This is a genomic window from Brucella cytisi (assembly GCF_038433355.1).
GTDB classification, from domain to species: Bacteria; Pseudomonadota; Alphaproteobacteria; order Rhizobiales; family Rhizobiaceae; genus Brucella; species Brucella cytisi.
The window spans coordinates 282,102-305,548 of the sequence record NZ_JBCAUP010000002.1 but is presented as its reverse complement, the minus strand read 5'-3'; the positions used below and the strand labels follow the sequence as shown (position 1 = coordinate 305,548).

The following is a 23,447-nucleotide window of genomic DNA, read 5'->3' as shown; positions in this document are numbered from 1 at the left end:
CCTGCTTGTCTCAGGACTGTTCCAGCCGCGCGAGCAACGATGATGTGTCCCAGCGGTTGCCACCGATCTTCTGTACTTCCTTATAGAATTGGTCCACCAGTGCTGTAAGCGGCAAAAGTGCTCCATTACGGTCAGCTTCCTCAAGGCAGATGCCAAGGTCTTTGCGCATCCAGTCGACGGCAAAGCCGAAATCATATTTGCCCTCGTTCATGGTGCCGGACCGGTTTTCCATCTGCCAGGAGCCAGCCGCGCCTTTCGAGATTACCGAAATCAGCTTTTCAATATCGAGGCCAGCCTTCTTGCCGAAATGGATACCTTCTGCCAACCCCTGAACGAGACCAGCAATGCAGATCTGGTTGACCATCTTGGCAAGCTGGCCTGAGCCGACCGGCCCCATGAGGCCGACCATACGTGCATAAGCATCGATAACAGGCTTTGCGCGCTCGAAAACGGCCTCAGGTGCGCCGACCATGACAGTTAGTACACCGTTTTCAGCGCCGGCCTGACCACCAGAAACGGGCGCATCAATGAAATGAAAGGCGCGCTTTTGTGCTTCGATATCCAGTTCACGAGCAACCTCAGCAGAGGCTGTCGTGTTGTCGATGAATATCGCGTTCTTCTTCATGGTTGAGAAAGCGCCGTCCGGGCCGATGGTCACGCAACGAAGGTCATCATCGTTGCCGACGCAGGCAAAAACAAAATCCGCATCGCGCACGGCTTCGGCTGGTGTTGCGGCAAAGCTACCACCGAATTCCTTGGCCCATTTTTCGGCCTTTGCTGTCGTGCGGTTATAAACCGTGACGTCGTGACCGCCCTTGTTCTTGAGGTGAGCTGCCATGGGATACCCCATGACGCCCAAGCCCAGAAAGGCGACTTTAGCGGGTGTCGTCATTCGTTTATTCCTCTGGATAATTCTAGAAATCAGGTGAGAGGCGTCATAACAGCCGCCTGATAGGCCGGACGCTGTTTGAGGCGGCCATACCAGTCTTCAAGGTGCGGGAGAGAGGGGCGCTCAATCGGAAACTCAAACCAGGCATAGGCGTAGCAACCGGTGGGAATGTCGCCGATGCCAAAATTCTCGCCCGAGAACCAAGGCGTTTCCTTGAGACCTTTATCGGCAATCTGCATCGAATGCGCAAGACCCTGAAGACTATGTTCCAGAATGACTGGATCGCGTTCGGCTTCCGGCAGCCGGATCAGATGCTTCATGACGTTGCTAAAATTGGTGTAGAAGGATGCAGAAGCCCAATCCATCCATTTTTCGGCCTGTGCACGCTTGGCCGGATCTTCGATCCATAGCGTGCCTTTGCCGTAAGCTGCCGCGAGATACCGCGTGATGGTATTGGATTCCCATAACACTGTGTCGCCGTCTTCCAGCAGTGGGATCAGCCCATTCGGATTGCGTGCGAGGTAAGCCGGATCTTTCAATCCACCGAACTGGCCTCCTAAGTCTATCTGTTCATAGTCGAGATTGAGTTCGCGCGCCGTCCAGAGCGCCTTCTTCACATTCGTGGAATTGATACGACCCCAGATTTTCAGCATGACTCAACCTGTTACATTACTGTGTGAAGCTGCATTCTAAACAGATCGCCCCCGGAAGCTGCAAGGCTGCCGGGGGCGATATTTTTGTTTTTTGCCGGTTTAGTGATCTCTAGCGAATGAGATGGCGGGTCAGCCTTCGTTCGAGGAAATCCCAAACGTGCCGCAGGCATTCGACGATAAACAGATAAATGACTGCAGCCCAGAGATAAGTCTGGAAATCGAATGTCCGCGAATAGGCGCGGCGCGTCTCACCCATCAGGTCAAGCACGGTAATGATAGCTACAATCGCCGAGCCCTTGATCATCAGGATGATTTCGTTGCCGTAAGGACGCAACGCCACAATGAGCGCCTGCGGAAGAATAACTTTCCAGAACGTCACACGCTTCGAAATGCCGAGTGCCGCAGCGCCTTCCCATTGGCCCAGCGCCACGCTCTGGATAGCGCCGCGGAGGATTTCAGCCTGATAGGCCGCTGTGTTGAGCGAAAACGCCAGAATGGCGCAATTCCACGCATCGCGAAAAAACACCCAGAGCCCGATGCTTTCAAGAAAAGGACGGAACGTGCCGAAGCCGTAATAGATAAGGAATGTCTGCGCCAGCAGCGGCGTGCCGCGGAAGAAATAGACATAGCCGAAAGCAATTCCCCGCAGCCACCGACTGTTGGACATGCGCGCGACAGTGATCGGCAGCGAGAGCAGGGCGCCTATGACAATCGATACGGCAACCAGTTTCAGCGTTATCAGAAGCCCGGACCAGTAGCGTGGCCCATAGGTTTCAAACAGATCGATACGCCATGCATTGTAGAGATAGATCGCAAGGCCGGCGAAAAGAAGGAACCAGAACGCAACGATGATATGGCCGGCAATGCGCATCCGCGTCCATTGCTTGACAACGGGTGGCGGAGCCATCGCGGGAATTGTCGTAGTGGAAACAGTCTGGCTCATATTATGCACCTCGCGACCGGTTGGCGCCCGCATCAGCCCAGCGGGCAATGCGATTGATGAAGTAGGACGAGATGATTGCGAGAACCAGATAGAGCAGGCAGGCTATACCGAAGAACAGAAATGGTTCTTTGGTTACGCGTGCTGCAATGGAGGTTTGCCGCAGAATATCGGACAATGTGATGACCGAAACCAGGGATGTGTCCTTGAGCAGTACCAGCCACAGATTGGCGAGGCCGGGCAGGGCGATGCGGATCAACTGCGGCAGGATGACCTTGCGCATGGTCTGCCAGTGCGACAGGCCAACTGCATAACCGCCTTCATACTGCCCGTGCGGAATTGCGCGAAACGCCGAAAGGAAGACTTCGCTCGAATAGGAGGAGAAGACGAAGCCCAGCGCAACCATACCGGCGCCGAACGCATTGATTTCCACATTCGCTTCGATGCCGAACAGACTGAGAAGCCGTTGCAACCCGAGAGAGGCGCCGAAATAAACTAGAAAGAGGGTTAGAAGCTCAGGCAAACCACGAAAGATTGTCGTGTATATGTTTGAAGCGAGCCGGATCGATGGTTCGGTGGACTGCTTACCGACAGCAACCAGAAATCCGAGTGCGAGACCAACCGGGAGTGTTGCGAGAGCCAGCGAGACGGTTACCAGAAGCCCCCAGGCAATACTGGCACCCCATCCGTCGGGGCCGAAACTCAACAAAGTGGCGTAGTGTTCCATGCGCCTATTCTTTTTCCTAAAGGCATTTGCCTATGTTTTTATCGCCTGCGAGGTTTTGCCCAGCGAGGCTTGTGCGGCATGCCCATACAAATGTTTTGCGCCGATCTGCGGAAAGCGAACCGGCGCATAGGTGTCAGTTTTGATTAATTTTCGGCGCCATAAGCATCGAAGTCAAAGTACTTGTCGTTGACTTCCTTGTACTTGCCGTTTGCTCGGATCGCCTTGATGGCTGCGTTGAATTTTTCAACCAGCTCCGGACGGCCCTTCTTGAAGGCAACGCCAGCGCCCGGACCATGGATCTCGATAACCGGCGGGAAAGTGCCGACCATCTTGCAGCAGGCGCCATCCGGCGACTTCAGCCATTCGGCCAGTGTCACGCTATCGTCGTTGACGGCATCGAGACGACCATTGGCGAGATCGAGACGGTATTCCTCAGCAGTCGGATAGGCCTTGATCGTGCTGTCGGTAAAGGTCTTTTCCGAGTAGTTGGAGTGCGTGGTGGAAACCTGAACGCCAATGGTCTTGCCGGCGAGGTCTTCCTTGGTCACGCCCTTGATGTCGGTATCCTTGGGAGCTGCGATGCCGGGAGGTGTGTTGTAATATTTGTTGGAGAAGTCGACCTGCTTCTTGCGCTCGTCCGTGATGGACATGGAGGCGATGAAGGCATCGAACTTGCCAGCCTGAAGGGCAGGAATAGCGCCGTCCCATTCCTGGGTGACGAATTCGCACTGCGCCTTCATTTCTTCGCAAAGCGCCTTGGCGATATCGACGTCAAAGCCCGAGAGGGTGCCGTCTGGCTTGATGAAGTTGAATGGAGGATAGGCGCCTTCGGTGCCAATCTTGAGCTTGAGTGGCTCTTCTGCATTTGCAACACCGGCAGTCATGCTGCCGATCGTAATTGCCAGCGCCGCAACAGATGCCGCAGCAGCGATACGCTTCAATACGCGCATTTTTAGTCCTCTCGTTTTGTTCTGGCTGGTTCCCTGATTATTTCTTCTGGTTCAGCCGCTTAAGGGGTAGTCACGACCGTGAAACTTTAAATTGCACGTTTGGTAGCGGATTCCCCCGGCCACTACCAATAGATGGTTGAGCCGATTATGCGCAATATTTTTTCGCGCTTCCGTCCCAGCATCAGATGTGCAAACAATATTCCCACCATTTTGAGACGGTTGGCAAGATGGTCTGCGTAATTAAATTGTGTGTCCAAGGGGGGAATTCCTCGGCGTTTTCTGCATGCCTCCACCGAAAAGCGGTGAATTGTGTCGTAAAAGGGGGTGATTATAGAGAGTCTCTCAAAGACCCATCTCACCTTCGATGAAATCGGCTATTTGCGCTATATCATCGATACCGAACACCGGCACTTTTTCGCCGGGTTGCGGCTGGTTGCTGGCGATGGCGACGATAGCGGGATCGTCAGCGGAAAGAGCTGGCCCGGCGTGGCCAGATTCACGACGCAGTTCGATTTTCTTGTGCGTCTCGCGCTTGTAGCCTTCGACCAGAATCAGATCGCAAGGCGCCAGCTTGGCCGCAATCTCCCATAGAGAAGGTTCTTCTTCGCCCAGGCCTTCATGCATGATCGCGTAGCGCTGCGACGAGACGATAGCCACTTCCGCTGCTCCGGCCTTTCGATGACGCCAGGAATCGGTGCCCTCATGATCGATATCGAAATTATGATGGGCGTGCTTGATGGTGGCGATACGGTATCCGCGTGCCGTCAGGCATGCGACCAGACGCTCGGTCATTGTCGTCTTGCCGGAATTTTTCCAGCCGGTAATACCGAAAAGCTTCTGGTTCATTCCATCGCCTCAACCAGTTTTCGGGCGACGAAAAGATCGTCGGGCCGATTGATATTGAAGAACGGATCATATGTTTCCGGGCTATCACCAACGAAGGCAAGCGGAAAATCGACTGTCTCAAATCCGATATGTTCGGCGAACGCGAAGACGCTGGCCCTGCTGGTATTGGCGAGCCAGGTGACGAGTTCATCAGTCAGCCCGGTTTCCCACAATCCAAAAATAGGATGGACCCGTTGAAGAGAACTGGCGAGAACGACCCGCGCCCCGGTTTGATTCCGACGCTCAAGAAGGCGGTCCGCGAGGTCGTGAGGCAGGAAAGGTGTATCCGCTGCTGTCGTCAGCAGGAGCGAAGATGCGCTTGCCTGCATAAGAGCAGTCATAATGCCGACCAACGGGCCACCGTGCTTCGCGGGTAGGTCCTTGATCACCAATACCCCCAGATCAGTCAGGCGGGGGTCACCACTATTCGCGTTGATGACAAGCGTTTCGACTTGCGTTTCGATCCGCCTGACGACATGGGAAATGATGGTGCCGGTCTTGCCGAGCGGCTGAAGGAACTTGTCGCCAGCAACGCCGCCCTGCTGCATGCGGCTGGAGAGCCCGCCAGCGATGATTGCGCCTGCCATCATGAGGGTTCCACGCCGGTCGGGATCGTCGCCAATGTGCTTTTGTTGTGCTCCCGCTTCTTCAACACGTTCTCACGATAGACCATATAGATGCCACTTCCGACCACCAGAACCGATCCTATGATCGTATATATGTCGGGCGCTTCGCCAAAAATCAAAGTGCTGAGGCCGATTGCCCAAAGCAGGCTGGAATAACGGAACGGGGAAACAAACGATACTTCACCTTCACGCATGGCTAGAATGATGAAGTGATATCCGACAAGGAGAAGAACAGCAGCGATGACCATGGCGCCGACTGCTGTAATTCCAACGGGCTGCCATCCGCCCATTGGAACGGTCAGCGCGCCGCCGGTCAATGTTATCGCGCCTGCGGTCAATGTCGAAAGATAGAGGGTCGGTACATGCGCGGGCACGCGGCGCGTGGCGATATCTCGCGTGGCTGCAAAACATACGCTGGCAAGAAGTACTGCGACGGCCGCGAGGCTTGCAGCGCCGTCAGTTCCGGGCCGGATGATGATGAGGACCCCCACAAGGCCGACAAGGATACAGGACCAGCGACGCCAGCCCACTTTCTCCTTCAGGAAGAGTGCTGCTCCAAGCGTTACGACAAGCGGCGTCGCCTGAAAGACTGCAGAGCAGAATGCCTGCGAGAGGTGGCCGAGGGAATAAATATAGGTGATGGTGGCGACAACTTCGCCTACGACGCGCAGGATTGTCATCTTTTCAAGCGACAGATTGCGCAATGCACCGTGGCGCCAAGCGAGCAGGCCGATCAGCACCGTGGCGAATATGCCTCGGATCAGCATGTACTGTCCGCTGTTCATCTCGGTCAGGAGGTATTTTGTGATCGTATCGCCAATGGTGAATGTGCCCATGGCGAGAAGCATGAAAATACTTGCGCGAAAATTTGCTGACTGCGGCACGATACAGAATCCAGTTTAAGATTGCATACCGTTTTAAAGTCGATCTCGCGACAATTATTTCAGGTCGTTTGCTCTTTTGAAGTATAAACAGCTCAGCCGCCGGTAAGACTCATGTGACGCGCCACTGCCGGGCGATTGTGATCGCGGTCGATGATGAAATCATGCCCTTTCGGCTTGCGCGAAATAGCTTCATCAATCGCCTGATTGAGCAGCAGGTCGCTTTCGCTTTGCCGCAACGCCTTGCGCAGATCGGCATCGTCGTTCTGGCCGAGGCACATATAGAGCATACCGGTGCAGGTGAGCCGGACGCGGTTGCAGCTTTCGCAGAAATTATGCGTCATCGGCGTGATAAAGCCGAGCCGTCCGCCAGTTTCCTCAATCGTCACATAACGGGCAGGGCCGCCTGTACGGTAAGGAATATCTGAAAGCGTGAATTGCTGCGACAGATCCTCGCGCAACTGCGAGAGCGGCAGATATTGGTCCGTACGGTCGAACTCGATCTCGCCCATGGGCATTGTTTCGATGAGCGTCATGTCCATGCCGCGGCCATGGGCCCAGCGGATCAGTTCAGGAATTTCGTGATCGTTGAAATCCTTCAACGCGACCGCATTGATCTTGACGCGGATACCGGCACGTTGTGCGGCTTCAATACCCTCAAGAACCCGAGGAAGGTCACCCCAACGGGTAATCTGATGGAATTTTTCAGGATCAAGCGTATCCAGCGAGACATTGATACGGCGTATGCCGCATTCCGTCAGCTCGTCGGCAAAGCGTGAAAGCTGCGATCCGTTCGTGGTCAGCGTCAATTCATCCAGCGCACCTGATTTCAGATGGCGCGACAGCTGCCGGATCAGGTGCATGATGTTTTTGCGCACCAAAGGCTCGCCACCGGTCAGGCGCAGTTTCCTGACACCCTTTTCGATAAAGGCGGTGCAAAGCCGGTCCAGTTCCTCAAGCGTCAGCAAATCCTTCTTGGGCAAGAACGTCATGTGTTCCGCCATGCAATAGGTGCAACGGAAATCACAGCGGTCCGTCACTGAAACGCGAAGGTAGGTGATGGCACGCCCGAAAGGATCAATCATGGATCCAGTCGGGGAAACAAGTGGCCGAGCTTGGTTTGTGTACATCATTAAGCCGTTGTTTCCACAGGAAACGGAGGAAAATCCGCGTTGTCTACCTAGAAATAGGATCTGCGAGCCTCAATGTCCAGTTTCACGCACGCGAAGCTCTTTCAATAATGACCGCGACTATTGCGATATTTTAACGCGGGGCCTATCAAAAGCTGGCAAAGAACCAAGCTGGAGAACGGTGATGAGTGAGGTCTGGCCGACAGAATTGCGTGTTTCGCACGACCGCAAACTGCTGACTGTGGCGTTCGATGATGGCCAGAAATTCGAGCTGACCGCCGAGTTGTTGCGTGTCCTGTCGCCTTCGGCAGAAGTGCAGGGACATTCACCGGCGCAGCGCATCACAGTTGGTGGCAAGCGGGCCGTCGAAATCATGAAAATGGAGCCGGTCGGTAATTACGCCGTCCGTATAACGTTCGATGATATGCACGATACCGGCCTGTTTTCGTGGACCTATCTCCACAAGCTCGGCACGGAGAAGGGCACCTTATGGCAGACCTACCTTGATGAGCTTGCCGAAAAAGGTATGAAGCGGGATCGCTGATCCCGCCTACCGATCAGTCTTTCTCCAGCATTTCTGATATGCGCCGCATCACATCGCCCATCGCGTTGCACTGCGCATTTGTCGATTGCGCCATGACGCGGTCAATCAGGTCGGTATAGACCGTCAGCGCATATCCCAGAAGCTTTTCGCCCTTGGCAGTTAGTGTCAGTCGTATCACACGCTTGTCTGCCGGATCGCCCTCGCGCACCAGCAAGCCTCGCTTTTCGAGCTTCGGCAGCAGCATGGTGATGTTCGACCGCCCGACGAGAATGCGGCGTGCAAGATCGTGCTGGGATTCGCCGGGATGGCGATAAATATTCATCAGCACATCGAGATCGGCGATCTTGAGATCGAAAGCCGACAGCCCCTGGGCGAGGGCGCGTTCCACCGCTTTGCCGGCACGCGCAACAGCAATCCAGTTCTTGAAGCGCGGATTGTCCCACGGCATTTTTTGAGTCTTGTCTTGCATTTTGTTCATTCTTGTACAATTATTTGTTCAGGATTGAACATAATTGAGGCCCTGTCATGACGTCGTTTTCTTTGCAGGTTACGCGATTCGGTCTGGGTCTGCTTGGCCGCATTGATGCCGACAAGGCAGGTCGCGCCGCGTTCAGGATTTTCTGTCGAACGCCAAGCCGCAAGCCGAAGACCAAGGCCTATGCCGCGCGGCTTGAGCAGGCGAGCAATGAACTCAGCCAGGCAAAGCGGCTCGATCTGATTATCGATCGCGGGCTTATCGCAACCTATCTGTTCGAACCCGATATTTATGTGGGAAGAACGTCGCTCGTCGTCCATGGCTGGGGATCGCGCACAGCGGATATGATCACGATCATTCGCGAGCTTGTTGCATGTGGCGAACGGGTTGTTTCCATCGACCTGCCGGGGCATGGTGCATCGGCAGGCCGCACCCTCAACATGATACAGGCAATTGCCGCCGTCGATGTTGCGTGGCGCCAGTATGGACCGTTCGATGCGATGATCGGCCACTCATTCGGCGGTGCGGTCATCGTCAATGCCGCTGCAGGCTCTCTCGGTTGCTACCGGTCACATCGTCCGGCAAAGTTGGTGACCATTGCTTCCCCGCACTCCATGGCAAGCGTCTTTGACGGTTTCGGCAAAATGCTTGGGCTCGGTCGTGATGTGCGCATCGCAATGAAGGAACAAGTCCGTTACATCGCGGCGCACCCGATCACGGATTTCGACACCGATGTTCATTTGCGGCGCATGACGATCCCGACACTGGTCATCCACGCGCATGACGACAAGGAAGTGCCCGCCATCTGTGCTGAAATGGCTGGCAAAGCTGGCCCTCATGTCAAGGTGCACTGGGCGAATGGCCTTGGGCATCGCCGCATCATTGCGAGCGCTGAAGTGGCGTCCTTGGTGGCTGATTATCTTGATGACGGCCCGCGATTAAGGCTGGTTGCCTGATGATGTTTCGGTGAGGACAAGCTTCTCCCAACCGGCCATAGCGCCCAATGCCGTTGCGGTGAGATCGTGCCGCGTTCCGCCATCGCGCGCGAGAATGGACATGCCGTTCTGGACTGTCGCGTAAAAAATCGCGACTGCTTCGCAATTGACCGATGCGGGAATATCGCCGTCACGAATGCCACGTTCGAGCCGCTTTTTCAGGGTTTCGATATTGATCTGGCGGTGATTGCGCAGCACGTCACAGACTTTGTCGCTTGAATGCGTCCGATGCAGCGCATCCAAGGCAATCATGCAGCCCCGTGGCACGGATTCCTCGCAATAGGCATCTATCGTAGCAAGCAGAAAACGCTCAAAAGCCGCACGAACATTCGCCGTTTCATCCAGTGTCGACCAGATTTCAATGCCTACTTCACCCGCATAAAGGGTGAGGGCTTGAAGATAGAGCTCTTCCTTGCTTCCGAATGCCGCATAGAGGCTTGGCGCATTGATGCCCATTGCCGTCGTCAGATCGGCCAGCGACGATCCGTCGAAGCCTTTTTCCCAGAATATAAGCATCGCAGCACGAAGCGCTGTTTCGCAGTCGAAGCTGCGGGGGCGTCCTTTTTCTGCCACGTCCGAACCTTTCTGTATCGATCATTAAATAAATCGCTTGACGGTTCTGCGCAAGCCTGTCAGCAATTATGTATCAATCGATACAGAAAGGAAATGGCATGTCGGCGGAAGCTTTGAACGGAAAGGTTGCCTTCATCACCGGTGGAAGTCGCGGCATCGGTGCAGCGATTGCACGACGGCTCGCGAAAGATGGTGCGGCAGTTGTCGTCACTTATGTGAACGGCAAGGAAAAAGCTGAAGCCGTGGTTTCCGAAATCGTAGCCAATGGTGGCAAGGCTCTGGCGCTGAAAGCCGACAATCGCGACGCGAGCCAGATTACGGCGGCAATCGAGAACGCGGTCAAGGATTTCGGTCGTCTCGATATACTGGTCAACAGCGCTGGCATCTGGCATGCGGCCCCACTGGAAGAAGTCACACTTGCCGACTTCGATGAAGTGATGGCTGTGAACTTCCGGGCTGTCTTTGCCGCCGTTTCAGCGGCCACACCACACCTCGGTGCTGGCGGACGCGTCATCACTATTGGCTCGAACCTCGCCGAAAGCGTGCCGTGGCCGGGCATCAGCCTTTATGCGGCAAGCAAGGCGGCGCTGATCGGTTTGACGAAAGGTCTGGCGCGTGACCTCGGTCCAAAGGGCGTCACGGTCAATGTCGTTCAGCCCGGCTCCACTGATACGGATATGAACCCTGCTGCTGGGGAGCATGCTGAACAGCAACGTGAGCTTATCGCAACCGGCAGTTTCGGTTCGCCTGACGATATTGCAAGTCTGGTGGCCTGGCTTGCCAGCGCCGAAGGGCGTTTCGTATCCGGAGCTACGCTCACCATCGATGGCGGCACCAACGCCTGAAACAGAAAGGGCAGCTTGCGCTGCCCTTTTATTTGCTTAGAGCTCAGATATGATTGTATCAGATTTGTGCTCTAAGCGTTTGTTTCGTCGCATTATCCTACGCAAAACCGCTTCGCACTTTTGCTGGAAATGCTTTAACCCAGATTGAGTTCCTTGAAGAAATCGTTGCCCTTGTCATCGATGACGATGAAGGCCGGGAAATCTTCCACTTCGATACGCCAGATCGCTTCCATGCCGAGTTCCGGATATTCGACGACCTCGACCTTCTTGATGCAATCCTGTGCCAGACGGGCAGCTGGGCCGCCGATGGAGCCCAGATAGAACCCGCCGTGCTGGCCGCAGGCTTCGCGCACCTGACGCGAACGGTTGCCCTTGGCGAGCATCACCATTGAGCCGCCAAAGGACTGGAACTGGTCCACATAAGAATCCATGCGGCCTGCCGTGGTTGGCCCGAATGAGCCGGAGGCATAACCGGCAGGCGTCTTGGCCGGGCCTGCATAATAGATAGGGTGGTTCTTGAAATAATCCGGCATGGCTTCACCGTTTTCAAGCCGCTCGCGAATTTTGGCATGAGCCAGATCGCGTGCCACGATGATGGGACCGGAGAGCGACAGACGCGTCTTGACCGGGTGTTGCGACAATTCCTTGAGAATGGCCTGCATCGGCTGGTTGAGGTCAATCTTGACCACATGCGACGACAGTTTTTCCTCATCGATATCCGGCATGTATTTGGCCGGGTTGGTTTCCAGTTTTTCCAGAAAGATGCCGTCCTTGGTGATCTTGCCCTTGGCTTGACGGTCGGCCGAGCAGGAAACACCGATGCCGATTGGCAGCGAAGCGCCATGGCGCGGCAGGCGAATGACGCGGACGTCATGGCAGAAATACTTGCCGCCGAACTGAGCGCCGACGCCGAGAGATTGTGTCAGCTTATGGATTTCAGCTTCCATTTCGAGGTCGCGGAACGCATGTCCGGTTTCGGAACCCTTGGTCGGCAAGCTGTCCAGATAGCGTGTCGAGGAAAGCTTGACCGTCTTCAGGTTCATCTCAGCTGAAGTGCCGCCAATGACAATCGCCAGATGGTATGGCGGGCAGGCGGCAGTGCCTAGGCTCAGGATCTTGTCCTTGAGGAAGTCGATCATGCGGTCATACGTCAGTAGTGACGGTGTTCCCTGATAGAGGAACGTCTTGTTCGCCGAACCGCCGCCCTTGGCAACAAAAAGGAACTTGTAGGCATCTTCGCCTTCTTCATAGATATCGATCTGAGCAGGCAGATTGTTTTTGGTGTTCTTTTCCTCGAACATCGAAAGAGGCGCCAGCTGCGAATAACGCAGGTTCTTCTTGTTGTAGGCGTCCAGTACACCGGCACCAAGTGCGTCAGCGTCACCGCCCTCGGTCCAGACGCGACGGCCCTTCTTGCCCATGATGATGGCCGTGCCGGTATCCTGACACATGGGGAGCACGCCGCCAGCGGCGATATTGGCATTCTTCAGAAGATCGTAGGCAACGAAACGGTCATTGTCCGTTGCTTCCGGGTCTTCGAGAATATGGGCAAGCTGCTGCAGGTGGCCGGGACGAAGCAGATGGTTTATATCGGCGAAAGCCGTTTCCGAAAGCAGGCGAAGCCCTTCCGGATCGACAGTCAGGACTTCCTGTCCCTTGAATGTATCGACAGAGACATGATCGGAAGTCAGCTTGCGATAAGGGGTGTCGTCTTCACCAAGAGGAAAAAGATCGGCGGCGCTTGCTTCTGCCATCGCGGTACCTCGCTTGCTTGCCAGTTGCGCCAGCCGGAGGTCGTCATCGTTTCCGGCTAGCGCGATATGTGTTGATCGAAGTTCCGAAGAAGAGCTTCGGAACCATAGTCTGTGGGGCTTTTAGCGCGATGCGGGGTGGATGCCACTGCGTCACTTTGTTCATTAAGGCATTCCGGGTTCGTCTCCCGAGAAGAAGCCTCAAACAATTGTGATGAACGCAAAACGGAAAATTGCTTCAGGAAACAATAGCGTTAAAAGTTTCTATACGAGATTGGTAAATTCTACGGGTGAGATTCGGACGGATTCGCTTTTGAGCGAACGCATTAACTTTGGCGGTTTGAAATGCAGTTTTCCAGACACTCGCAGATGGATGAAAAGAGCAGCGCCGCACGCGGACAAAATATCCGCCGCGCAGCCGCGATAGCTCTGGCAGCTTCGGTGTTTTTCCCCACGACACAGGCCCAGGCCGCAAATTCCCTGTTGGAGCTTTTCCAGCAGCGTCGCCAGCAGCAGGTACAGCCTGTTCAGCCGCAAGTCGCTCCTCGTGCGCCTGTAGCGCCGAATACCGCCTCTGCCCCTCGTGCTGCCGTGCGCAGCCTTCCGCCAGTCCAGCGCGTGACCGTCAAAGGGCCGCAGATTTACGACTATAAGCCCTATTCTTTGGTCAATATCGATTTCAGCGCGCTCGATATGCAGGTAACTGCAGCAACCGAACCAGTGACTGTCGATCCACTGACATCAGGCATGTCGCCGATCCGTCCGCAGGTTCGCGAAGAAACGCCAGGTCAGCGCGCTTTCGATGCAGCGACGAATTATCTAAAATCCGTTAACGTCAAAGCTGAAAAAGAAATCGCACAGGCGATCGTCGACTATTATTCAAGTCAGCGCTCTTTCATGTGGTCGGCCGACGATAAAGTGCTCGACCGCGCCAAGAATGTCGCGGCGTTCTTTGCTCGTGCCGATGAAGACGGGCTCAATCCTGATGAATACGCAGTTACGATCCCCGCTGACAATTTCGATGCCGCTGCTGAAGCCGACCGCCAGCAGAAGCTTGCCGAGTTTGAAATTCACATGTCTGCCCGTGCGCTGCGCTATGCCATCGATGCAGGCGAGGGACGCGTAATCGCGGACCGCCTCAGCGGTTTCCACGATCTGCCGCGTGACCGTGTCGATCCGAAAGCCGTTCTCGAAAAGCTGGCATCGGAAAGCGATCCAGCTGCCTATCTGCATGGTTTTCAGCCGAGCAATGAGCAATATGCGGCATTGAAACGCGAGTTGGCGAATACCGAGCCGACATCTGCCGAACCAATCCGCGTCTCGCTGAATGGCATCATCAAACCGGGCGATACCAACGACCAGCTCAGCAAGGTGGTTGCGCTGATTTCGAGACATGCGCCTGCTGGCTATCTGGCCGAGCACAAGCAGGTGCTGGACACGCATGCGAGCGGCGACGTCTATGATCCGGAACTGGTTTCTGCAATCAAGGACTATCAGAAGCTTTCGGGCAGCACGCCGGACGGCATTATCGGTCGCAATACGCTTTCAGCCCTTCAGGGCGAGCAATCTTCCATCAAACGCGACCGTATCCTTTATTCCATGGAGCGCCTGCGCTGGCTGCCGCATGATTTTGGCACGCGTTACGTGATGGTCAATCAGCCGGCTTACCGTGCGGAATATTTCGAGGACCGAAAAGAAAAGCTGGCCATGAATGTGGTTATCGGCTCTCCAACCCATCAGACCTACTTCTTCTACAACAAGGTCCAGACGGTGGTTTTCAATCCGTCTTGGGGCGTGCCGCGCTCGATCATCCTGAACGAGATGCTGCCCAAGGTCATGCGTGATACGAGCTATCTCGACCGCAATGGTTACGAGGTTTATGCAGGTGGCAAGAAGGTTTCCGCCAGCGCCGTCAACTGGAGTGCAGTTGCTGCGGGCAAAGCCCATGTCGGCATTCGCCAGAAGCCGAGCCTCGACAATGCGCTGGGTGAGCTCAAGATTCTGTTCCCGAACGCGCATGATATCTACATGCACGACACACCGGCCAAATCCTATTTCAGTCGCGACATGCGTGCCCTGAGCCATGGCTGCATTCGTCTGGAACGCCCACGCGATATGGCGGCGGCGGTTCTGGGAACATCGGTGACGGATCTCGAAAAATATTTCGGAAAGAATGAGCGCGGCATCAAGGTCAAGGAGCCTGTGCCTGTCTTTATTTCCTATTTCACTGCATGGCCGGAAGCGGATGGAAAAATCCATTATTACGGCGATGTTTACGACCGTGATTCCGGGTTGCAGAAAGCTTTCGACAAGACCGAGAGCTCTCGTCTCGCAGCGCTCTGAAATCTCTCCCATATCAAAACAGAACGGTAATCATCGACGGGTGGTTGCCGTTTTTCTTTCAAGGCGAGAGCTATCATGGGAAAGATAGAAATCTCTATGGAAACAAGCTTGTGAGACGCTTGACTTATGCAGCCGCTGGCCAGTATATCCGCACCACCTTGATTGAGCTTGGCTCATCGGGCGTGTAGCTCAGCGGGAGAGCATTCGCTTCACACGCGAAGGGTCACAGGTTCAATCCCTGTCACGCCCACCATTCACTTCATTGAAATTAAAGAAAAATCCCTATTCATCAAATCTCATAATTCGACAAACACTGGAAATCTGCACTGCCTGGTTTTTCAAAGTGCCATTGGTGCAAAAAAGAAGATGCTGAAGCTGCAGTTCTGAGGTAATGCTCCTCGCGATTGATAGCTGTATGGAAATATTCAGAAGATGGAATGGATTCCGATATTCTTCGTGGTGTTCAAGGTACTCGTGTTAGGCGCGGCGATGTTCTTCGCCATTAAGTGGCATTACAACGAAGATAAAAAGAAAAAGAATAACGAAATGAGCGAACCGTAAGAGCCCAGCGCATCACGCACGGCACCGCACTTATTGCCTGAACAAAACCCGCCGAAGCGGGGCAATGACTGCTGATCCCGCGTCAACAGAGCTGGATCGGTTTTCTTCTGCGCCTCAATGGCGATGTGTCTACGCCAAAACCAGTTGTGAAGGCGAATATCAATTCCAGAACAGGTAACGGTCCTGCCAGACAACTCGGCACTGAGTTTCTATTTCAGCAGCGGATCGATGCGGGAATTCGTCGTGGAGACGTTCGGCAATCGGATTCAGCGAGAGGGTCTTGGGCATAATCAATTCGGCCCGGTCGGCCTGGGCGCTAATAGCATTCAGCAACAGAGCGTCTTCTGATCTCATCATAGAATATCCTTATGGTAATAGGCATAAGCCAGTCTTGAAAAATGCAAAGCAGGAAATGTTCGCAAAGGGATTGGCTGAAGTTCTGACAGCGGACGGGCATATCAGCGAGCCGGATTTGAGCCTAACCTTGGCAACAAAATACGCCTGAAAGCAAATGAAAACATTTTGAAGCGAATTGATGAAATACGCGCCAGAGTGACTGAAATGGCCGAATGGAAGGCCGTAGACAGGTTGCGCATGTACGCTGACATTGACGAAAAAGCGAAGACGAAAGCTCCACGTGTCGCCGTATCTGCAATTGCGGAAGCGAAACGAAATGCAGGGTAATCAACCGAAGCGGGTCAGGTTGTTATTGGATTCGACTGTTGAAGTTCGTCGGTCGCTACGCCCACTCTCAGTGGCAAATTTCAGGGACGTTCATATCTCCAAAGCATGATGCACGCCGCTATTACTACCGCAGACGTCAGCACGCCTATGACAATAGAGAATAGAACCATTGCATTACCCCTGCTGCCTTCGTTTTCTTTATTGAGCGGGAGAATGACTGAGGAAAACCACTTCGTCAGGTCCACAATGACGAATCAACATTCCATGCCTTTGAATTGACGAGTCGCGGTTTTCAGCTTTCCAGCCTGAACTGGACAATACCGGCAATCGTCTGTCTTGCGACGTATATTTCTTGTTGCTGTTATAAAACTTTCACCGTTGCCGGATAGGCGAGGGCGTCCGCTCGGTAGCGGATCGGAAGGGCATAAGGGGCAGAATAAAATTATCGCTGATATGATGGATTCGTTGCGTGCTGCGATGATGACAGGAATTATTGCGTCGTAATTCTTACGTAATAAAGTCTACGTAATACATATGAAGTAAATTTTATATCATATATAAATAATTCACAAAAATTACATTGATTAAAGAATACTCAAATCATTGTGGATAAATATATCGATTGCGTCTAACTCATCTATTGGAGACGCATTTATGAGTATCAGAACAATTCTAATCGGTTCAGCAGCATCGCTCGTAGCGATTTCTGGCGCGCAAGCAGCCGATGCAATCGTGACGACTGAGCCGGAAGCCGTGGAATAGTCCGCGTATGCGATGCATACGGTGCTGGCTATTTCTACATTCCGGGAACGGAAACCTGCCTTCGCATTCATGGTTATGTTCGCTACGACGCAAGCGGCGGCGACAACAATTATGCTCGCACCCCCGCACAGCTGGAGCGCGACACCTGGAACAAGCTGGCTCGCGTCAGCCTTCGTTTCTCGACCGCTTCCGAAATGGAACTCGGCACGCTCAAGACTTATAGCGAGCTGCATTACAACTGGAACGGCGACGGCAACGGCAAGGCTAACAACTACAATGGTGGCCTCCACCAGCGCCCCGCTGCGTTACGCATATATCCAGCGTGGCGGTCTGCGCATCGGTCTGGATGAATCGGCTTTCGTCACCTTCACCGGCTAACTCGGCAACGTCATCAGCGACGACGTGATCCTTGCTGGCGGCTACCGCACCAACCTTATCAGCTATACTTTCAAGGGCGGGAACGGTTTCTCGGCCATTGTCTCCTTTGAAGAAGGTGGCAACACCGACTCGAACGAAGACGTCACCATCAAGGATTACATGTCGCATGTGGTCGGTGGCCTGAAATACGAGCAGAGCTGGGGCAAGATCGCCGGTGTCGTCGCCTATGACGCCCGTAACGAAGAATGGGCTGGTAAGGTCCGCGGCGATGTCAACATCACCGATCAGTTCTCGGTCTGGTTGCAGGGCGCTTACGAGTCCAACGACGATCATTACGGCACGTCGGGCGGTTATCGCGTTCGTATCGTCGACTCGTTCTACGGTACCTGGGGCGGTGACTGGGCAGTCTGGGGCTGTGCAACCTACAAGGCAACCGGCAAGGGGACCTTCAATGTACGGCAAAGACGCCTGGCCGGGCAAGATCCGCTTCCAGCGCTCGTTCTAATACTCTAGCTGATAGTGCCAGATTCGGCACACGCATTGTCGTAGAACTATGATGACCTCCAGTCCATGTTTCTAGCGACAGAGGCGGCGCCCATTCGGTCGCCGCCTTTTTGTGTTTTATAGTGAAACACACTATTTCGCGCTACGGCCTGTCGACTGAAAAGCTGTTCGAACTCGGCCAGATACGGCAAGCTTGGCTTGCTGTGACAGTTCTCTTCACTATCTATAATTCAAAAGGGAGCTTAGATGACGGTGAGAATGATGAGTGTGGATGCCTATAGTTCGATGACAGAAAAGACGCCTTTTTCGGTTCCTGCCAATGAAGTCGAGCGACTTGAAAGCGTCCGCACCCTCGTTTCTGTGACCAGCCTTGGACTGCCTGAGCTCGATACACTCGTATCGCTTGTGAAAGACGTTTTTGACGTCAGCACATCTGCTCTCAACATCATCGATGAGGACTGGCAGCGTGTTGCTGCCAATGCTGGCGAAAAAGTCAGCAGTTGTCCACGCGAGTTGACCGCCTGCACCTTCGTGGTGGAAAGCGGCGAGCTATTTGTGATCGAAGATTTGGTAGAGAACGATTTCTTTTGCAGCATGCCGTATGTGACTGGAGAACCGCGTTTTCGCTTTTATGCTGGTGCACCGGTGTCTGTCGATGCTGGATTGACGGTTGGCTCCCTGTGTATTGTCGATAGCAAGCCGCGAAAGATTTCCGATATGGAACGCGCCAAGCTTGAGGATTTTGCCCACATTGCGAGTGGATTGCTGCGGCTGCAAAGGACCAACAAATTCCTCAGCGACGATTCCACCGCTCTCAAGCGCCTCGCACTGACCGACCGCCTGACCAAACTTTATAACCGCGGGGCTCTCACCGAACTTGCCATTCCGATGATCGAAAAAGCCTTGCAGCAGGGCAAGCCGATTGGTGCGCTGCTGATCGATCTCGATCGGTTCAAGGCGGTTAACGACACCTACGGCCACCTGATGGGCGACGCGCTTCTGATCGAAGCTGCTCAACGTTTGCGTTCCGCCTTAAGGGAAACAGATATTCCGATGCGTGTGGGCGGTGACGAGTTTGCCGTCATTCTTCCTGATGAAGATTGCATGGAAATCATCGAGACTGTGGCAGGAAGGGTGGTTGAGGCTTTTCGTGAACCTTTCCTCATCCACGGCGTCAATCTGGATGTTTCGGCAAGCGTCGGCGCAGTTCTTGCACCACGCGACGGTACAACGCCCTCGGCACTGGCCCGCAATGCGGACATTGCGCTCTATGAGGCAAAGGGCAAAGGTCGCAACTGCTATAGTATCTTTAGTCAGAATTAAATAAAATATAATAAAAACAGTTTGATATGCATATTGCCGAGATTCTGCATTAACTAAATAGCAAAAGCCCGGACTGAGCAGTCCGGGCTTTTATATTCTTACATCCGCCTCTTAATCGAGTATGTAGCAGGCCTTGGCCTTACCGCGCGCTGGATCGCCGAAGGCGCGATTGTCACATTGGACGCCATTGCGGAAGGCGCCTTCCGTGAACCGGCCATTTGCGCCGTAGCGGACGCGCTTGCGACCGTAGAAATCGCAGAACCCGCCTTCCTTCGCACAACGGCTCCAGTCGCGATCGCGGTCATCATAGCGATCATAGCGATCATAGCGATCCGGGCGACCGGGGCGATCATGGCGGCCAGGCCTATCTTCCCAGCGATCCTGAACTACGAAGGAGCAGCTTTTCTTTTTGCCAGGCGCCGGGTCACCGAAGGCGCGGTTCGAACAGGTGACCTGTGGCCGATCAATGAAGCGCGACGTATTCTGTCCGCCGGTGCCATAGACCACTTCAGCCGGATAAGGCAGCTGGCAGACACCGTTTTCGCTCGCGCAGCGCTGCAATTTGGCTGCGGACGCCGGCGTTACAAGCGGGGAAAGGACGGCCACCAGGCCGCCAAGGCATAGTGAAGCAACAGTCGTCTTGAGTGCAGGTGTCATGATGAGTCCCTCTGATATCGATGAAATATGCTTTAGTTCCGATATCTTGAACAGTGGATGAATGCGCAGTTCACAAACAGCTGCAAGCTTGTAACGCCTGACAGGAATTTTGCGGGCGTCGAAGAACTGGAACGAATGTGGGATCGATAATCATTTCCTGCCCTGATTTGCTTGGGTCAAGAGTGAGGATCGGAAATGCACCATCTGCCTTCAGTTTCAAATCGATCATTATTGTTCTGGCGGCCATGATTGCCGCCGGATTTTATGTCGGCCACAAAACCAAAGAAGTGTGCCAGACCTCGGTTGTTCAACACAGCGCGCTTTCGGAAGCTGGAATATAGTCCGGCTTGCCACGTTGGGACCGGCTTCCTTTCCGGCAGGTTTCATGAAATGAGAGTGAAATACTCACGTTCACTCTTCGGAAGGTTGCCCACATGCACGGCGAATACAAAGTCCACGGCGGAAAACTTGTCGTTGTCGATCTGGATGTTCGTGACGGACGTCTCAGCGATGTGCAGGTGGCGGGCGACTTCTTCCTTGAACCGGACGAGGCTCTGGAGGACATCCGCAACTCTATTGAAGGTCTTTCAGCCGACTCCTCGTCGGAGCAGATTGCCGACGCGGTGAGGGCAGGCCTGCGGCCCGACGCCATGATGCTCGGCTTCAGCCCGGAAGCGGTCGCGATTGCCGTCCGGCGTGCCTTGGGTGTTGCACGCACGTGGCGGGATTTCGAATGGCAGATCGTTGAAATGCCAGCAGTTTCCCCTGCCATGCATCTCGCACTGGACGAGGTTTTGGCACGGGAAGTTGCCGCTGGACGTCGGGCACCGACATTGCGCTTCTGGGAATGGGAACGCCCTGCCATCATCATTGGCGCGTTTCAATCGCTGCGCAATGAAGTCGATATTGAAGCGACGCAGGAATTCGGTATTGAAACTGTCCGTCGCGTTACCGGTGGCGGTTCGATGTTCGTGGAACCCGGTACCACCATCACCTATTCACTTTATGCGCCTGGAGAACTCGTAGGGGATATGAGCTTCGCCGATTCCTACGCATTTCTGGATGACTGGGTGTTGAAAGCGCTCAACTCGCTCGGCATAGATGCTTTCTATAAGCCGCTGAACGATATTTCGAGTTCCAAGGGCAAGATCGGCGGCGCTGCGCAGAAGCGCTTCTCCAAGGGAACGGTTCTCCACCATGTCACCATGGCCTATGACATGGATGCGGAAAAAATGGTGAAGGTCTTGCGTATCGGGCGTGAGAAGCTGAGCGACAAGGGCACGGCCAGCGCAGTCAAGCGTGTCGACCCGGTTCGCAGCCAGACGGGACTACCGCGCGAAGAGGTCATCAAGCGCATGAAGGATATGTTCGTGTCTCTGAATGGAGGCGTGGGCGGCAAGATTACGCCGGAAGAATATGAAGCTGCGGAAAAGCTCGCGGTGGAGAAATTCTCGACCGAACAATGGTTACGTAATATTCCCTGAGCCTTCCGTCTGACACTTGGTCGCGAAGCGGGGTGACTTGCCCGTGCTGTCATGGCATAGGGAAGCCGCAACGCGACAACCGTACGTTCCCCCTCCACTCAACAAAGTCCTCCCGTTCCATGATCCGCATCGACAATATCAGCAAGTCCAACAGCCATCGCATTCTCTATATCGAGGCTTCCGCTGCTTTGAACCGTGGCGAAAAGATCGGCCTTGTCGGTCCCAACGGTGCGGGCAAGACAACCCTGTTTCGCATGATTACCGGCGATGAACTGCCAGACGAAGGGCAGGTCTCTGTCGAAAAAGGCGTGACGGTTGGTTATTTCGATCAGAATGTCGGCGAGATGGGCGGTCGTTCTGCCGTTGCGGAAGTGATGGAAGGTGCAGGGCCTGTCAGCGTGGTTGCAGCAGAACTGCGCGAGCTGGAAGCCGCGATGGTCGATCCGGATCGTATGGACGATATGGATGCGATCATCGAACGCTATGGTGAAGTGCAGGCGCGCTACGAGGAGCTGGATGGCTACGGTCTCGATGGCCGTGCGCGCGAAGTTCTGGCAGGTCTCAGCTTCACGCAGAAAATGATGGATGGCGACGTCGGTAATCTTTCTGGGGGGTGGAAGATGCGTGTTGCGCTGGCGCGTATTCTGCTGATGCGTCCGGATGTGATGCTGCTCGACGAACCGAGCAATCATCTCGATCTCGAAAGCCTCATCTGGCTGGAAGCATTCCTCAAGAACTACGACGGCGCGTTGCTGATGACTTCGCACGACCGCGAGTTCATGAACCGCATCGTGACCAAAATCATTGAAATCGACGGCGGCTCGCTCACAACCTATTCCGGCGACTATGCCTTTTACGAGGGCCAGCGGGCGCTGAATGAAAAGCAGCAGCAGGCTCAGTTCGAACGCCAACAGGCCATGCTTGCCAAGGAAATCAAATTTATCGAGCGCTTCAAGGCGCGCGCGTCCCATGCCTCGCAGGTCCAAAGCCGTGTGAAGAAGCTGGAGAAGATCGATCGGGTGGAGCCGCCACGCCGTCGCCAGACGGTCGCTTTCGACTTTGCCCCGGCACGACGTTCGGGTGAGGACGTCGTGAGCCTCAAGGGCGTTCACAAGACCTATGGAAGCCGCACGATCTATGACGGTTTTGACTTCATGGTTCGCCGCCGTGAACGCTGGTGCATCATGGGCATCAACGGTGCAGGAAAATCGACGCTGCTGAAACTGGTTGCAGGCGCTGCCGAACCGGACAAGGGCAATGTCAACGTCGGTGCCAGCGTTAAGCTCGGCTATTTCGCGCAGCATGCGATGGATGTGCTCGACGGTGATGCTACAATTTTGGAATGGCTGGAAGAGCGCTTTCCAAAAGCAGGGCAGGCCCCACTTCGGGCACTCGCTGGCTGCTTCGGATTTTCCGGCGACGATATCGAAAAGAAGTGCCGTGTGCTTTCGGGCGGTGAAAAGGCGCGTCTTGTCATGGCGGCCATGCTGTTCGATCCGCCAAATTTCCTGGTCCTGGACGAACCGACCAACCACCTTGATCTCGACACGAAGGAAATGCTCATCAAAGCGCTTGCCGCCTATGAAGGCACTATGCTGTTCGTATCGCACGACCGGCATTTCCTCGGCGCCTTGTCGAACCGGGTTCTGGAACTGACACCAGATGGCATTCATCAATATGGCGGCGGCTATACGGAATATGTGGAGCGGACGGGGCAGGAGGCTCCGGGGTTGCGTTCATAGGACGCTTCAATTGACTATTTTGGCGCGCATCCCGAAAATCGTTTCACACTTTTCAGGATGCGCTCTAACGACAAAATTTGCGTCGCTTAATCAAAATAAGCCATTGATGCACATGCGCGGTTCAGTTAGAAACGCGCTGTAAAGG

At 54.5% G+C, this 23,447-nt stretch carries 21 protein-coding genes, 1 tRNA gene and 1 pseudogene; 9 read left to right on the top strand and 14 right to left on the bottom strand.

From position 1 onward, the window contains the following. Window positions 1–10: 10 nt before the first annotated feature. From AAE521_RS03665 to moaA, 9 genes are all read right to left on the bottom strand, one after another. Window positions 11–892, bottom strand: a complete 882-nt coding sequence (locus AAE521_RS03665) for an NAD(P)-dependent oxidoreductase (RefSeq protein ID WP_342060482.1) — start codon at window positions 890–892, stop codon at window positions 11–13. A gap of 29 nt (window positions 893–921) precedes the next feature. Beyond that, complete coding sequence (locus tag AAE521_RS03660; protein ID WP_342060481.1) at window positions 922–1,542, bottom strand: glutathione S-transferase family protein; 621 nt, start codon at window positions 1,540–1,542, stop codon at window positions 922–924. 109 nt (window positions 1,543–1,651) lie between these two features. Continuing rightward, window positions 1,652–2,485, bottom strand: coding sequence for an ABC transporter permease (locus AAE521_RS03655; protein WP_071632793.1), 834 nt, complete (start codon window positions 2,483–2,485; stop codon window positions 1,652–1,654). Between the two features lies 1 nt (window position 2,486). After that, window positions 2,487–3,209 carry an ABC transporter permease gene (locus AAE521_RS03650; RefSeq protein WP_071632794.1) on the bottom strand — a complete coding sequence of 241 codons (723 nt, stop codon included), beginning with the start codon at window positions 3,207–3,209 and terminating at the stop codon, window positions 2,487–2,489. A 143-nt stretch (window positions 3,210–3,352) separates the two neighbouring features. Beyond that, window positions 3,353–4,159: an ABC transporter substrate-binding protein gene (locus AAE521_RS03645; protein ID WP_010661304.1), complete on the bottom strand. Its 807-nt coding sequence runs from the start codon at window positions 4,157–4,159 to the stop codon at window positions 3,353–3,355. Window positions 4,160–4,501: 342 nt separating this feature from the next. Then, complete coding sequence (gene mobB / locus AAE521_RS03640) at window positions 4,502–5,005, bottom strand: molybdopterin-guanine dinucleotide biosynthesis protein B (RefSeq protein WP_071632795.1); 504 nt, start codon at window positions 5,003–5,005, stop codon at window positions 4,502–4,504. Further along, window positions 5,002–5,634: a molybdenum cofactor guanylyltransferase gene (mobA, locus tag AAE521_RS03635; RefSeq protein ID WP_071632796.1), complete on the bottom strand. Its 633-nt coding sequence runs from the start codon at window positions 5,632–5,634 to the stop codon at window positions 5,002–5,004. The genes mobB and mobA overlap by 4 nt, the downstream gene beginning before the upstream one ends. After that, window positions 5,631–6,518, bottom strand: coding sequence for a DMT family transporter (locus tag AAE521_RS03630; protein ID WP_071632797.1), 888 nt, complete (start codon window positions 6,516–6,518; stop codon window positions 5,631–5,633). Before AAE521_RS03630 ends, mobA begins: the two co-directional genes overlap by 4 nt. A gap of 128 nt (window positions 6,519–6,646) precedes the next feature. Further along, entirely contained in the window at window positions 6,647–7,636 is a 990-nt protein-coding gene (moaA, locus tag AAE521_RS03625) for a GTP 3',8-cyclase MoaA (protein ID WP_235817678.1), read from the bottom strand. Between the two features lie 229 nt (window positions 7,637–7,865). Between moaA and AAE521_RS03620 the strand changes: the two genes are divergently transcribed. Continuing rightward, complete coding sequence (locus AAE521_RS03620) at window positions 7,866–8,225, top strand: gamma-butyrobetaine hydroxylase family protein (protein WP_071632799.1); 360 nt, start codon at window positions 7,866–7,868, stop codon at window positions 8,223–8,225. Between the two features lie 13 nt (window positions 8,226–8,238). Here the strand turns inward: AAE521_RS03620 and AAE521_RS03615 are convergent, their stop codons facing one another. Next, entirely contained in the window at window positions 8,239–8,703 is a 465-nt protein-coding gene (locus tag AAE521_RS03615) for a MarR family winged helix-turn-helix transcriptional regulator (RefSeq protein ID WP_071632800.1), read from the bottom strand. Window positions 8,704–8,750: 47 nt separating this feature from the next. Between AAE521_RS03615 and AAE521_RS03610 the strand changes: the two genes are divergently transcribed. Then, window positions 8,751–9,656 carry an alpha/beta fold hydrolase gene (locus AAE521_RS03610; RefSeq protein WP_342060480.1) on the top strand — a complete coding sequence of 302 codons (906 nt, stop codon included), beginning with the start codon at window positions 8,751–8,753 and terminating at the stop codon, window positions 9,654–9,656. On the opposite strand, the gene AAE521_RS03605 is transcribed toward AAE521_RS03610, so the two are convergent. Continuing rightward, window positions 9,639–10,268: a TetR/AcrR family transcriptional regulator gene (locus AAE521_RS03605; RefSeq protein WP_071632802.1), complete on the bottom strand. Its 630-nt coding sequence runs from the start codon at window positions 10,266–10,268 to the stop codon at window positions 9,639–9,641. The two genes, AAE521_RS03610 and AAE521_RS03605, sit on opposite strands and share 18 nt — an antisense overlap. 98 nt (window positions 10,269–10,366) lie before the next feature. Between AAE521_RS03605 and AAE521_RS03600 the strand changes: the two genes are divergently transcribed. Then, the gene (locus AAE521_RS03600; protein ID WP_071632803.1) at window positions 10,367–11,113 is read left to right on the top strand and encodes an SDR family NAD(P)-dependent oxidoreductase; all 747 of its coding nucleotides are present in this window, start codon (window positions 10,367–10,369) and stop codon (window positions 11,111–11,113) included. Between the two features lie 134 nt (window positions 11,114–11,247). On the opposite strand, the gene AAE521_RS03595 is transcribed toward AAE521_RS03600, so the two are convergent. Further along, entirely contained in the window at window positions 11,248–12,867 is a 1,620-nt protein-coding gene (locus AAE521_RS03595) for a fumarate hydratase (RefSeq protein ID WP_342060479.1), read from the bottom strand. A 366-nt stretch (window positions 12,868–13,233) separates the two neighbouring features. Between AAE521_RS03595 and AAE521_RS03590 the strand changes: the two genes are divergently transcribed. Both AAE521_RS03590 and AAE521_RS03585 read left to right on the top strand, forming a co-directional pair. Next, window positions 13,234–15,207 (top strand): L,D-transpeptidase family protein, encoded by a 1,974-nt coding sequence (locus AAE521_RS03590; RefSeq protein ID WP_374864439.1) that lies wholly within the window; start codon window positions 13,234–13,236, stop codon window positions 15,205–15,207. 178 nt (window positions 15,208–15,385) lie between these two features. Next, window positions 15,386–15,460: transfer RNA gene (locus AAE521_RS03585), tRNA-Val, on the top strand. Between the two features lie 467 nt (window positions 15,461–15,927). Here AAE521_RS03585 and AAE521_RS03580 read toward each other — a convergent pair. Next, window positions 15,928–16,125 carry a hypothetical protein gene (locus AAE521_RS03580; protein WP_071632806.1) on the bottom strand — a complete coding sequence of 66 codons (198 nt, stop codon included), beginning with the start codon at window positions 16,123–16,125 and terminating at the stop codon, window positions 15,928–15,930. 981 nt (window positions 16,126–17,106) lie between these two features. On the opposite strand from AAE521_RS03580, the pseudogene AAE521_RS03575 reads away from it, so the two are divergent. Beyond that, window positions 17,107–18,051: pseudogene (locus AAE521_RS03575) on the top strand (porin); the annotation flags it as partial. Between the two features lie 291 nt (window positions 18,052–18,342). Then, entirely contained in the window at window positions 18,343–19,419 is a 1,077-nt protein-coding gene (locus AAE521_RS03570; RefSeq protein ID WP_342060477.1) for a sensor domain-containing diguanylate cyclase, read from the top strand. Between the two features lie 111 nt (window positions 19,420–19,530). Here the strand turns inward: AAE521_RS03570 and AAE521_RS03565 are convergent, their stop codons facing one another. Beyond that, window positions 19,531–20,076, bottom strand: a complete 546-nt coding sequence (locus AAE521_RS03565) for a hypothetical protein (protein ID WP_342060476.1) — start codon at window positions 20,074–20,076, stop codon at window positions 19,531–19,533. Between the two features lie 434 nt (window positions 20,077–20,510). Between AAE521_RS03565 and lplAB the strand changes: the two genes are divergently transcribed. Together lplAB and AAE521_RS03555 are read left to right on the top strand one after the other, a co-directional pair. Then, window positions 20,511–21,560, top strand: a complete 1,050-nt coding sequence (gene lplAB, locus AAE521_RS03560; RefSeq protein WP_071632809.1) for a lipoate-protein ligase LplAB — start codon at window positions 20,511–20,513, stop codon at window positions 21,558–21,560. Between the two features lie 119 nt (window positions 21,561–21,679). Further along, window positions 21,680–23,302: an ABC-F family ATP-binding cassette domain-containing protein gene (locus AAE521_RS03555; protein WP_342060475.1), complete on the top strand. Its 1,623-nt coding sequence runs from the start codon at window positions 21,680–21,682 to the stop codon at window positions 23,300–23,302. Window positions 23,303–23,447: the final 145 nt, after the last annotated feature.

What these genes read in the sequence shown, in the direction of transcription:
- AAE521_RS03665 (WP_342060482.1), bottom strand. Translation starts at nt 892, where the DNA reads ATGACGACACCCGCTAAAGTCGCCTTTCTGGGCTTGGGCGTCATGGGG.
- AAE521_RS03660 (WP_342060481.1), bottom strand. Translation starts at nt 1,542, where the DNA reads ATGCTGAAAATCTGGGGTCGTATCAATTCCACGAATGTGAAGAAGGCG.
- AAE521_RS03655 (WP_071632793.1), bottom strand. Translation starts at nt 2,485, where the DNA reads ATGAGCCAGACTGTTTCCACTACGACAATTCCCGCGATGGCTCCGCCA.
- AAE521_RS03650 (WP_071632794.1), bottom strand. Translation starts at nt 3,209, where the DNA reads ATGGAACACTACGCCACTTTGTTGAGTTTCGGCCCCGACGGATGGGGT.
- AAE521_RS03645 (WP_010661304.1), bottom strand. Translation starts at nt 4,159, where the DNA reads ATGCGCGTATTGAAGCGTATCGCTGCTGCGGCATCTGTTGCGGCGCTG.
- mobB (WP_071632795.1), bottom strand. Translation starts at nt 5,005, where the DNA reads ATGAACCAGAAGCTTTTCGGTATTACCGGCTGGAAAAATTCCGGCAAG.
- mobA (WP_071632796.1), bottom strand. Translation starts at nt 5,634, where the DNA reads ATGATGGCAGGCGCAATCATCGCTGGCGGGCTCTCCAGCCGCATGCAG.
- AAE521_RS03630 (WP_071632797.1), bottom strand. Translation starts at nt 6,518, where the DNA reads ATGCTTCTCGCCATGGGCACATTCACCATTGGCGATACGATCACAAAA.
- moaA (WP_235817678.1), bottom strand. Translation starts at nt 7,636, where the DNA reads ATGATTGATCCTTTCGGGCGTGCCATCACCTACCTTCGCGTTTCAGTG.
- AAE521_RS03620 (WP_071632799.1), top strand. Translation starts at nt 7,866, where the DNA reads ATGAGTGAGGTCTGGCCGACAGAATTGCGTGTTTCGCACGACCGCAAA.
- AAE521_RS03615 (WP_071632800.1), bottom strand. Translation starts at nt 8,703, where the DNA reads ATGAACAAAATGCAAGACAAGACTCAAAAAATGCCGTGGGACAATCCG.
- AAE521_RS03610 (WP_342060480.1), top strand. Translation starts at nt 8,751, where the DNA reads ATGACGTCGTTTTCTTTGCAGGTTACGCGATTCGGTCTGGGTCTGCTT.
- AAE521_RS03600 (WP_071632803.1), top strand. Translation starts at nt 10,367, where the DNA reads ATGTCGGCGGAAGCTTTGAACGGAAAGGTTGCCTTCATCACCGGTGGA.
- AAE521_RS03595 (WP_342060479.1), bottom strand. Translation starts at nt 12,867, where the DNA reads ATGGCAGAAGCAAGCGCCGCCGATCTTTTTCCTCTTGGTGAAGACGAC.
- AAE521_RS03590 (WP_374864439.1), top strand. Translation starts at nt 13,234, where the DNA reads ATGGATGAAAAGAGCAGCGCCGCACGCGGACAAAATATCCGCCGCGCA.
- AAE521_RS03580 (WP_071632806.1), bottom strand. Translation starts at nt 16,125, where the DNA reads ATGATGAGATCAGAAGACGCTCTGTTGCTGAATGCTATTAGCGCCCAG.
- AAE521_RS03570 (WP_342060477.1), top strand. Translation starts at nt 18,343, where the DNA reads ATGACGGTGAGAATGATGAGTGTGGATGCCTATAGTTCGATGACAGAA.
- AAE521_RS03565 (WP_342060476.1), bottom strand. Translation starts at nt 20,076, where the DNA reads ATGACACCTGCACTCAAGACGACTGTTGCTTCACTATGCCTTGGCGGC.
- lplAB (WP_071632809.1), top strand. Translation starts at nt 20,511, where the DNA reads ATGCACGGCGAATACAAAGTCCACGGCGGAAAACTTGTCGTTGTCGAT.
- AAE521_RS03555 (WP_342060475.1), top strand. Translation starts at nt 21,680, where the DNA reads ATGATCCGCATCGACAATATCAGCAAGTCCAACAGCCATCGCATTCTC.